The sequence below is a fragment of the Flavobacterium sp. CSZ genome (genome assembly GCF_015350725.1).
GTDB lineage: Bacteria > Bacteroidota > Bacteroidia > Flavobacteriales > Flavobacteriaceae > Flavobacterium.
In genome coordinates this window covers 25289-37559 of record NZ_JADKPQ010000031.1, presented here as the reverse complement: position 1 = coordinate 37559, position 12271 = coordinate 25289, and the positions used below count along the sequence as shown (strand labels likewise).

Annotated in this window: 8 protein-coding genes; all 8 read left to right on the top strand. The window is 34.9% G+C overall.

The genetic code is table 11. The features are described from left to right. Nucleotides 1–165: 165 nt before the first annotated feature. On the top strand, nt 166–2469 hold the full coding sequence (locus tag IRZ78_RS24595; RefSeq protein WP_194619960.1) for a glycoside hydrolase family 65 protein: 2304 nt from the start codon (nt 166–168) through the stop codon (nt 2467–2469). A 26-nt stretch (nt 2470–2495) separates the two neighbouring features. Beyond that, nucleotides 2496–4610, top strand: coding sequence for a glycoside hydrolase family 97 protein (locus IRZ78_RS24590; RefSeq protein ID WP_194619958.1), 2115 nt, complete (start codon nt 2496–2498; stop codon nt 4608–4610). Nucleotides 4611–4761: 151 nt separating this feature from the next. After that, entirely contained in the window at nt 4762–6636 is a 1875-nt protein-coding gene (locus IRZ78_RS24585; protein WP_194619956.1) for a glycoside hydrolase family 13 protein, read from the top strand. 386 nt (nt 6637–7022) lie between these two features. After that, nucleotides 7023–8612: an alpha-amylase family glycosyl hydrolase gene (locus tag IRZ78_RS24580; RefSeq protein ID WP_194619954.1), complete on the top strand. Its 1590-nt coding sequence runs from the start codon at nt 7023–7025 to the stop codon at nt 8610–8612. A gap of 331 nt (nt 8613–8943) precedes the next feature. Next, nucleotides 8944–9621 (top strand): glycerophosphodiester phosphodiesterase family protein, encoded by a 678-nt coding sequence (locus tag IRZ78_RS24575; RefSeq protein ID WP_194619952.1) that lies wholly within the window; start codon nt 8944–8946, stop codon nt 9619–9621. Nucleotides 9622–9827: 206 nt separating this feature from the next. Then, nucleotides 9828–11036 (top strand): NAD(P)/FAD-dependent oxidoreductase, encoded by a 1209-nt coding sequence (locus tag IRZ78_RS24570; protein WP_194619950.1) that lies wholly within the window; start codon nt 9828–9830, stop codon nt 11034–11036. A 4-nt stretch (nt 11037–11040) separates the two neighbouring features. Continuing rightward, nucleotides 11041–11688 (top strand): HAD family hydrolase, encoded by a 648-nt coding sequence (locus tag IRZ78_RS24565; protein WP_194619948.1) that lies wholly within the window; start codon nt 11041–11043, stop codon nt 11686–11688. A gap of 3 nt (nt 11689–11691) precedes the next feature. Continuing rightward, on the top strand, nt 11692–12264 hold the full coding sequence (locus IRZ78_RS24560; RefSeq protein WP_194619947.1) for a Crp/Fnr family transcriptional regulator: 573 nt from the start codon (nt 11692–11694) through the stop codon (nt 12262–12264). The last annotated feature ends 7 nt before the right edge of the window (nt 12265–12271 follow it).

The window sequence follows — 12271 nt, the reverse complement described above, 5'->3', positions numbered from 1 at the left end:
GACTAATTACCGCGTTTCAGTAAACCATTAGATATTTTAAAGATATAAATCATCTAATTAAAAAAGTAAAATAGTAAAACAACGAGCAATTAATCAGATAAATCAAAAAAGCCTAAAAAGGGAATTATCTAATTATCAAATTGCCACATTATCTAATTTGAACAAATGAATCAAGATTATATAAAACCAGACAACTGGTCCATCATAGAAGAAGGATTTGATGCCGAAAGAGTAAAGTCGTCTGAAAGTCTTTTCAGTATCGGTAACGGTGCTATGGGACAACGCGCCAATTTTGAAGAAACCTATTCAGGTGAAACTTTCCAGGGAAGTTATATTGCCGGAATTTATTATCCGGATAAAACCAAAGTGGGATGGTGGAAAAATGGCTATCCAAAATATTTTGCAAAAGTATTAAACGCTCCAAACTGGATTGGAATTGACGTTCAAATCAATGAAGAAAATCTTGATTTAAATACTTGTACAGAGGTTAGAAACTTTCGTAGAGAATTGAATATGAAAGAAGGATGGTACAATCGTTCTTTTGAAGCAACTTTAAAAAACGGAACCGAAATCGCCGTAAACATTCGTCGTTTTCTTTCTTTAGATTTAGACGAAGCGGGAATTATCAAGTTTGATATTACTCCATTAAATAAAGATGCAAAAATTGTTTACAAACCATACGTAGATGCTGGTGTAACCAATGAAGATGCCAACTGGGAAGAAAAATTCTGGGAACCTCTTGAAGTAAAAAAAGGAACTAATGAAGCTTTTGTAACGGCTCAGACTTTTAAAACGCATTTTAAAGTTACTACTTTTATGCACAATACGATTTTAGCAAATGGTGAAAACATTCATGTTTCGCCTTCTACAATCGATTCAACATCAGATAAAGTTCAGTTTACTTACGGAACTATTATCGCAAAAGGGCAAACCTCATCTATCCAGAAAATTGGTGGATATACGGTTTCTTTAAACCACGATAATACTTTGGCTGCAGCCGAAAAAGTAATTAAAAATGCTCTTAATTTAGGATACGATACTTTACTTCAAAACCAAATTGATGCCTGGGCAAAAATTTGGGAAATGTCGGACATTACCATTGATGGCGATGTAAAAGCACAACAAGGAATCCGTTTCAATATCTTTCAACTGAACCAAACTTATTTAGGAAAAGATTCTCGTTTGAATATTGGACCAAAAGGTTTCACAGGAGAAAAATACGGCGGATCTACTTATTGGGATACAGAGGCGTATTGTATTCCGTTTTATATGGCGACCAAAGATCAGCAAGTTGCGAGAAACTTATTGACGTACCGTTTTAATCAATTAGACAAAGCGATCGAAAATGCTAAAGACAATTTAGGTTTCAAAAACGGAGCAGCATTGTACCCAATGGTTACCATGAATGGTGAAGAATGCCATAACGAATGGGAAATCACACACGAAGAAATTCATAGAAACGGAGCGATTGCTTTTGCAATTTTCAATTACAATCGTTTCACCGGAGATTACTCTTATATTCCTGAAAAAGGTTTAGAAGTTTTAATTGGAATTGCTCGTTTCTGGCACCAAAGAGCTTCTTTCTCTAAAGATAAAGATCAATACGTTATTCTGGGTGTTACAGGTCCAAACGAATATGAGAACAACATCAACAATAATTTCTATACCAATTATATTGCAAAATGGTGTATCGATTATACTGAGGAACAAATTAAAAAAGTGGCAGTAGAATATCCTGCAGACCACAAACGTATCTTAGAAAAAGTAAATCTTGCCGAGGCTGAAATTCTGGAATGGAAAAAAGTAGCCAATAATATGTACTTCCCAAAATCAGAGGAATTAGGGGTTTACTTACAACAAGATGGTTTCTTAGATAAAGATTTAGTTCCTGTAAAAGATTTGGATAGATCACAACGTCCAATCAACCAGAAATGGTCTTGGGATCGTGTTTTACGTTCGCCTTATATCAAACAAGCCGACGTTTTACAGTGTTTTTATTTCTTTGAAGATCATTTTTCTAAAGAAGAACTAAAACGCAATTTCGAATTTTACGAATCATTTACCGTTCATGAAAGTTCGCTTTCGCCTTGCGTACACTCTATTCAGGCTGCTCATTTAGACAAAATGGATATGGCTTATACTTTCTATTTAAGAACTTCTCGTCTTGATCTTGATGATTATAACAAAGAAGTTGAAGAAGGTTGTCACATTACCTCAATGGCCGGAACATGGATGAGTATCGTGGAAGGTTTTGGCGGAATGAGAGTAAAAAATGATCAGTTGCATTTTGCTCCAAAAATTCCAAAAGAATGGAAAGGTTACTCTTTTAAAATAAACTTTAGAAATCAAATTCTTAAAGTGTCTGTAAATCATAACGAAACTACTTTTACTGTAGATGGAGATCAAGATTTAACAATTGTAGTGAACGGAAATCCTGAAATTGCAAGTAAATTTGTACAAATTAATTAAATTACAATACTCTAAAACTAAAAAACATGAAAAACTTATTTTTCGCAAGTTTAATCTTGTTTGCTTTTAGCTCAATTGCAAAAGCACAACAATTAAAGTCACCCGAAGGCAAGTTCGTAATGGAATTTTCGCTTCAAAACGACGGAACTCCAACTTATAATCTGAAATACAAAAATAAAGAGGTTATCAAAACCAGTAAATTAGGTCTTGAACTAAAAGATGATAAAAAATCTTTATTGAATGATTTTACAGTTGTTGATTCTAAAACTTCCACTTTTGATGAAACCTGGAAACCTGTTTGGGGCGAAGTAGACAAAATCAGAAATCATTATAATGAATTGGCTGTAACTTTAAATCAAAAAGGAACAGACAGACAAATCGTAATTCGTTTCCGTTTATTCGATGACGGACTTGGATTTAGATATGAATTTCCAACTCAAAAAAACCTTACCTATTTCATCATCAAAGAAGAGAGATCTCAATTTGCTATGGCGGGCGACCACACTGCATTTTGGATTCCGGGAGATTATGATACTCAGGAATACGATTATACAAAATCTAAATTATCAGAAATCAGAGGTTTATCTGAAAAAGCATATACAGCAAATGTTTCGCAAAAATCTTTTTCACCAACAGGAGTTCAAACGGCTCTTATGATGAAAACAAATGATGGTTTATATATCAACTTACACGAAGCAGCTTTGATTAATTATTCTTGTATGCACCTGAATCTTGATGATAAAAACATGACTTTTACTTCTTGGTTAACTCCAGATGCAAAAGGAGATAAAGGATACATGCAAGCACCAAGCCACTCACCTTGGAGAACGATTATGGTAAGCGATGACGCAAGAGAAATCTTAGCTTCAAAAATGACTTATAACTTAAATGATCCATCAAAAATTGAAAATACTTCATGGATTAAACCAGTAAAATACATTGGTGTTTGGTGGGAAATGATTACAGGAAAAAGCTCCTGGTCATACACAAACGATTTCCCAACGGTACAATTGGGCGTTTCTGATTTCTCAAAAGCAAAACCAAACGGAACTCACGGAGCAAACAATGCAAACGTAAAAAAATACATTGATTTTGCTGCAGCAAATGGCTTCGACGCTGTTTTAGTAGAAGGTTGGAACGAAGGTTGGGAAGACTGGTTTGGTCACTCAAAAGACTATGTTTTTGATTTCGTAACACCTTATCCTGATTTTGATGTAAAAGGTTTGCACGAATATGCAAAATCTAAAGGTGTAAAAATCATCATGCACCATGAAACTTCAGGTTCTGTTCGTAACTACGAGCGTCATATGGATGCAGCTTATAAATTCATGAACGATAACGGATACGATGCTGTAAAAAGCGGTTATGTTGGAGATATTTTACCACGCGGTGAAAACCATTATAACCAATGGATTGTAAACCACTACCAATATGCTATCGAAAAAGCAGCAGATTATAAAATTATGGTAAACGCTCACGAAGCAGTTCGTCCTACAGGAATTGCAAGAACGTATCCTAACTTAATTGGAAACGAATCTGCAAGAGGAACAGAATATCAAGCTTTTGGAGGATCTAAACCAAACCACGTAACGGTTTTACCATTTACACGTTTAATTGGTGGACCAATGGATTACACGCCTGGAATCTTCGAAATGGATATCAGCAAAATGAATCCTGACAACAAATCTCATGTAAACAGTACTATTGCAAACCAATTAGCATTATATGTTACGATGTACAGCCCATTGCAAATGGCAGCTGATACTCCGGAGAACTACAACCGTTTCCCGGATGCATTCCAATTCATCAAAGATGTAGCTGTAGACTGGTCAGAAAGTAAATATATCGAGGCTGAACCAGGGGATTTTATCACAGTTGCCCGTAAAGCAAAAGGAACAAACAACTGGTTCGTAGGAAACGTAAACGGAGAAACTGCCCGTACATCAAACATTGATTTTAGTTTCCTTGAAAAAGGTAAAAAATATACCGCTACAATTTATGCTGATGCAAAAGATGCGCATTACAAAACAAATCCGCAAGCTTACACGATCAAGAAAATTGCTGTAACAAACAAATCAAAATTATCACAGTTATCTGTCCCTGGCGGAGGTTATGCCATTAGCATTATCGAAACCAAATAATTTTTTTAAAGACAAGTGATTTTCCCCAGGATTACTTGTCTTTTTTTTTAAATTTAAATAATACCTAACAGGTCTTGGAGACCTGTTAGGAAACCTTACAATATCCTAACAGGTTTTTTAAACCTGTTAGGTATTTAATATCCATTAGATTATGAACATCCAAAAAACAAGAATCCAAACAACCCATTTTCTCTACAAAATAATACTATTTGTTTTATTATTTTCTGCTTCCGCGAAAGCGCAAATCCAGAAAGTAGAGCCGCCATTTTGGTACGCAGAAATGAAAAATCCGGAACTACAGATTATGTTCTACGGAAAAAACATTGCACAATATGAAGCTTCGGTTTCAAACAATGTGGTGATTAAAAATGTCGAGAAAACAGAAAATCCAAATTATCTTTTTGTTACAATAGATACTCAAAGCCTAAAGGCTTCGGAATTGGTTTTCTCTTTCAAAACCAAAAATAAAGTCGCTTTTACCCAGAAATATTCACTTAAAGAAAGAAGAGCAAATTCAGCAAACAGAAAAAGTTACGATGCGTCGGATATGATGTACCTGATTATGCCGGATCGTTTTGCTAACGGAAATCCTAAAAATGACAGCAATACAGCTTTAACAGAAAAAGGAAATCGTCAGGATCCAAGTGGTCGTCACGGTGGTGATATCGAAGGAATTATCAAAAACTTAGATTACATCTCCTCTTTAGGTGCAACTACAATCTGGAATACACCTTTATGCGAAGACAACGACAAACAACATTCGTATCATACTTATGGGCAATCTGATGTTTACAAAATAGATCCTCGTTACGGAACCAATGAAGATTACGTACGTCTTGCGGCAGAAATGCACAAAAAAGACATGAAACTGGTTATGGATTATGTGACCAATCACTGGGGAATTACGCATTGGATGATCAAAGATATGCCAACTAAAACCTGGTTCAATCAATTCGAAACTTTTACACAAACACATCACCGTCGTGAAGTTATTACTGATATTCACGCCTCAAAAATAGATAAGGAAGTTTGTGTCGATGGATGGTTTGTACCTTCTATGCCAGATCTGAATTTAAGAAATCCTTTGGTAGCAAAATACTTAACTCAAAACGCGATTTGGTGGATTGAATATGCAGATCTTGACGGATTTAGAGTTGATACATATAATTATTCTGATCAAACGGCTATGGCAAATTGGGCAAAATCAATTACAGATGAATACCCGAACTTTAATATTGTGGGGGAAATCTGGATGCACAATCAGGCAAATTTAGCCTATTGGCAAAAAGACAGTAAAATTGGTGCAATCGAAAACTACAATTCGAATTTGCCAAGTGTAATGGACTTTACGCTACAAAGTCAGGTTACATCTGCTTTCAACGAAAATGAACCAAGCTGGGACAATGGATTGATTAAATTCTATAATAATTTTGCAATGGATTTTTTATATCCAAACCCAAATAATATTTTGGTTTTTGCCGAAAATCATGACACAGATCGTATGAATGATAAGTTTAAATACGATTTTCCAAAATACAAACTGGCCATGACTTTATTGGCTACAGTTCGTGGAATCCCACAATTGTACTATGGTTCAGAAATTGGAATGGGCGGAGACAAAAGCAAAGGCGATGCAGATATTCGTCAGGATTTCCCTGGTGGATGGGCTGGCGATAAAAACAACGCTCTTACCGCGGCAGGAAGAACAGCTGAACAAGCCAAATATTTCGATTTTACTTCGAAATTATTCAACTGGAGAAAAACAAATGAAGCGGTTCATTTCGGGAAAATGACACACTATATTCCGGAAAACAATACGTATGTTTATTTCAGGTATACTGATGCTAAAACGGTAATGGTAGTTTTCAATAACAACGCTACAGCACAAACGATCAAAACCAATCGTTTTAAAGAAAATATCAAAAATTTTAAATCAGGAAAAGATGTTATTTCAGGAAAAACATTCGATTTAGCTACTGAAATTAGTTTAGAACCAAAATCGGCTATTGTTTTAGAATTGGAATAAGATACTAAGAGCAAAGGATTTTTAGCCACAGATTAAAAGATTAACACAGATTTAAAAAAATCATTTTAATTTTTTAATCTGTGGCTATTATTTTTTCCGCCACGAATTCACGAATTTTATATAAAAGAATAATTCGTGAATTCGTGGCGGATTTTTTTATGCTATAGCTATGTTTAAATGATCTGTCATTTATTTTCCACTTTAATTAAAACAATAAAATATATGCTTCTATGTGTTTAAATTCACACACAGAATTCATGGCGTAATTTATTTTCCTACAAATTATAAATACATGTTAAATTTAAAATAAACAAGAAAATCCATTTTCCTTTCTTTATCTTTAATATTCATTAATAATGGGCTACTCTGACTCAAAATAAGTTTCAATGAATAACGACAATACTTCGAAAACACCTTTCGTTTGGGAAGGAGCAAATGTTTACTTTTTACTTACCGATCGCTTTTATAACGGAGACACTTCTAACGATTTAAATTTTAACCGAACCAAAACTCCCGGAAAATTACGTGGTTTTGAAGGCGGAGATCTCATCGGAATTATAAAGAAAATCGACGAAGGTTACTTTGACCAATTAGGAATAAATGTAATTTGGCTTACGCCGATTGTAGAGCAAATCCATGATGGCGTTGATGAAGGAACCGGACTTAGTTATGGCTATCACGGTTACTGGGCAAGAGACTGGACATCTTTAGATCCTAACTTCGGGACCAAGGAAGATCTCGCCAATCTGGTTAAAAAAGCACACGCAAAAGGCATCAGAATCATGCTTGACGGCGTTATCAATCATACCGGTCCCGTAACTCCCAAAGATCCTATGTGGCCGGAAGACTGGGTAAGAACCGGCGTTGTCTGCGATTACAAATCATTCGAAAATACTACAATGTGTACATTAGTAGATAATCTTCCGGATGTGAGAACCGAAAGTGATCAGGAAGTACCGATACCCTTTTTTTTAATCGAAAAATGGAACAAAGAAGGTCGATATGAAAAAGAAATTGCTTCGATTAATGAATTCTTCACAAGAACCAATTATCCCCGAACCCCTAAATATTACATCATAAAATGGCTGACTGATTATATAGTAGAATTCGGAATTGACGGTTATAGAGCCGATACCGTAAAACATACTGAAGAAATTGTTTGGGTCGATTTTAAAAAAGAATGTGATTATGCATTCGAAACCTGGAAGAAAAACCATCCATCAGAAATATTAGATGAAAATCCGTTTTATACCATTGCCGAAGTTTACGGTTATGAAATCAGCGCTGGACAAGATTATGATTTCGGCGATAGAAAAGTAAATTACTTTCAACATGGTTTTAATTCCATGATCAATTTTGAATTTAAACTGGATGCTCAAAATGATTATGAAGCGATATTCTCGAAATATTCGGCCAAACTTCAAAATGAGTTAAAAGGATATAGCGTTCTTAATTATGTTTCCTCGCACGATGATCCCGATCCTTTTGATGCGCATCGCAATCGAACTTTCGAATCCGGAACCAAACTATTGCTTTCTCCCGGAATGTCCCAGGTATATTATGGCGACGAATCCGGTCGTTCCCTAGTTATTGAAGGCACAGAAGGCGATGCCACCTTACGATCTTTCATGAATTGGGATGATATTCAAAACAATCCCGAAACACAAAAAATACTCTGGCATTGGCAAAAAATAGGGCAATTTCGTAGAAATCATCCGGCAGTTGGTGCAGGAATACACAACATGATTTCAGCAAAACCATATATATTTTCCAGAAGTTATACCAATGAAAATTATACTGATCAGGTTATAATTGGTCTAGATCTTGGCGTTGGTCTAAAAGAACTTCCAATAGCATCTATTTTTCAGGATGGTACAAAACTAAGAGATACTTTTTCTGGCGAAGAAACAGAAGTTCAGGACGGAAAAGCATTTGTACATTCTGAATTCGGACTTGTTTTATTGGAAAAAATATAGAATTTAACCGCAAAGTATTTTAGCCACAGATTAAAAAGATTAAAAGGATTTTCAAATCTGTGCTAATCTTTTTAATCTGTGGCTAACTTTTTTTTCTCTCGCAGATTCTGCAGATAAGGCAGACTAAAAAATCTATACCGATTATTTATAAATACATTCTAAAAATTCTGCTCACCCGAGCGATAGCGAACAGGCGAAGCAATCTGCAAGATCTGCGTGAAACAAAAATCATTTTAATCCTATAATCTGTAGCTAACTTTTTATCTAATCCTTAGCGCACTTTGCGTAAAACTTTGCGACCTTTGCGGTTAAACGGTTAAACTCTCAATATATGCTAAAAATAGCTCATCGCGGTGCCAAAGGATACGAGCCTGAGAATACACTAAAGTCTTTCCAAAAAGCATTAGACTTAAATGCTGATGGTATTGAACTTGATGTTCACCTTAGTTCTGACGGACATCTAATAGTCATTCACGACGAAACGATTGAAAGAACAACCAACGGCAAAGGTTTAGTAAATACTTTTTCTTTATCTGAATTAAAAACATTTTTGATTGATGGAAAATATCAAATCCCAACTTTAAAGGAAGTTTTTGATTTAGTAGACAAAAAATGCGTAATCAATATCGAGCTAAAAGATATAGGAACTGCGGGTAAAGTTGTTAGTTTAATTGAAGAATACATTGCTGATAAAAACTGGAACTACGAAGATTTCATTGTTTCAAGTTTTGATTGGGGCTTATTACAGGAAACATCAAATCTAAATTCAAATATTCCTATTGGAGTTTTAACAGAAGAAGATCTCGATAAAGCTCTGGCTTTCGCCGAATTAATAAAAGCACACTCCATTCATCCCGATTATCAGTTATTGAATGCTGAAAATGTAAAACAAATACAAGAAAAAGGTTTCCTTGTTTTACCCTGGACAGTAGACGACGAAGAGGACATTCAAAAAATAGAGAGTTACCACGTAGACGGAATTATCAGTGATTTTCCGGACAAACTATAAACCAATTTCCAAGAACCTTTGTCAAAGTTTAGAACTTTGACAAAGGTCTTTCGAGATGAAAAGATGCCACAGATTAAAAAGATTTTTAAAAATCTGTGCTAATCCTTATAATCTGTGGCAAAAAATAATATAAACCATCAGATTTAAAATTTGCGCTAATTCGTGCAATTAGTGGCAAAAAAGAAATCAGTGGCAAAAAAAGAAATATGATCAAAAATTTCGATATAATCATTGTTGGCGGGGGCGCTGCAGGTTTTTTTACGGCGATTAATATTGCAGAGAAAAATCCGAAACTTAAAATTGCCATTTTAGAAAGAGGAAAAGAAGTACTTTCTAAAGTTCGTGTTTCCGGCGGTGGAAGATGCAACGTAACGCACGCTTGTTTTGAACCAAACGAATTAGTAAAATTTTATCCGCGTGGCGAGAAAGAACTTCGCGGTCCTTTTCATCAGTTTTGTTCCGGAGACACCATCGAATGGTTCGAAAAACACGGTGTAGAACTTAAAATCGAAGACGACGGTAGAATGTTCCCAGTCTCGAATTCCTCTCAAACCATCATCGATTGTTTCCTCGAAGCAACCGGAAAATTAGGCATTAAAGTCTTAACCGGACAAAGTGTACAATCGATTTTTAAAGCTGAAAATCACTGGAAAATTGATACTCAGGATGAAAACTACGCTACAGAAAAATTAGTTCTGGCAACAGGAAGTAATCCTAAAATTTGGGAAATGTTACAAACACAAGGACACGCCATTGTAAGTCCTGTCCCTTCCCTATTTACTTTCAACATCAAAGATTCCCGCATAAAAGAATTACCTGGCGTTGCGGCACAAGTTACCGTAAACGTAAAAGATACCAAACTCGAATCGACAGGACCTTTATTGATCACGCATTGGGGAATGAGTGGTCCTGCAATTTTAAAACTTTCTGCTTGGGGAGCACGTACTTTATTCGATAAAAACTATCAGTTTACGATTTATGTCAATTGGTTAAATGACGTTGATACAGAAGATGCCGAGAAAATCCTGAAAGACTTAAAACAGGAACACGCTAAAAAAGCAGTTTCTAAAAAATCACCTTTCGATTTTCCGAATCGTTTATGGGAAAGTCTGGTTTTAGCATCCGGAATTGAAGCCGAAACGAAATGGGCTGATTTGTCTAAAACACAATTGCAAAACTTAGCTTCTCAACTTACAAAAGCCGAATTTAAAGTAAACGGAAAAAGTACTTTTAAAGAAGAATTCGTTACCGCAGGAGGAATCGATTTAAAAGAAATCAATTTTAAAACCATGGAAAGCAAATTACATCAAAATCTTTATTTTGCCGGAGAAATTGTCAATATTGATGCCATTACCGGAGGTTTTAATTTTCAGAATGCCTGGACAAGCGGGTTTATTTTAGCCAATAATATATAATACAATGAAATTTAAAGGAATTATTTTTGATTTAGACGGAACGTTAGTAAACTCATTAGAAGACATCTCAGATGCGATGAATACCGTACTTACCAATCTAAACTACCCTACTCATACTTACGATACTTATCAATATTTTATTGGAAGCGGTTTGCGAAATTTGGTTAGCAAAGCACTGCCCGTAACAAATAACTCAGACGAACAAATCGAAATTTGTTTTGAATGTATGATTAACGAATATCGAGAAATCTGTACACTTAAAACAAAACCTTACGATGGAATCGTCGAGTTGCTAAAAAACCTGACTTCACAAAACATCAAAATGGCTGTTTTCTCTAACAAAGCTGATGAACTGACCAAAAAGATTGCTTCGGAAATATTTCCAAATCATTTTGATATGGCAGTTGGTTTAAGTACCGAAGAGCTAAAGAAACCTAATCCGTTTGAAGCTTTAGAAATCAGTAAAAAATGGAACTTAACAACAGAAGAAATACTCTTTGTAGGAGATTCTGATATTGATATGCAAACTGCAAATAATGCCAATATGTTTGCTGTTGGTGTTTCTTGGGGTTATCGAACCGAACAAGAATTGAAAAATAGTGGTGCAAAATTGGTAATTAATAATGCTTTGGAATTAATTGAGATATTATAAATCATGAATTCTTCATTACAAAAACAAATACTATCGATCGCTTCGTTTTCTGAAAATGAAATAGAAAAGATCGATTCTTGTTTTGAATATCAAAATTTTACTGCCAAAGAATTTCTTTCTTCAATAGGAAAAATTAGCAGTAAAATCTTTTTTATTGTTGAAGGTCTAGCTCGAGTTTATTATTTAAAAGACGGAAAAGAAATCACCACTTATTTAAGCTGTGATGACGGTTTTATTGCTTCGTATTCTAGTTTTATAAATCAATCTCCTTCTTTTGAAAATATACAATGCATTGAAGATTGTGAAGTTCTTTCTATCACTTTCGAAAAAATGCAGCTTTTGTATAAAGAAATTCCAAACTGGGAACGTGTAGGCAGAATTCTTGCTGAGCAAAATTATCTTTGCATAGCAGATCGCGTTTTAAAATTACAGATGATTCCGGCGAAAGAAAAATATGTAACATTTTTAGAATCGGCTCCAGCCAAAATAATCCAGCGAACGCCTTTAATTTATATCGCTTCCTTTTTAGGAATTACACCTGAATCTTTGAGCAGAATTCGTCAAAACATTTCTTAACATTTAT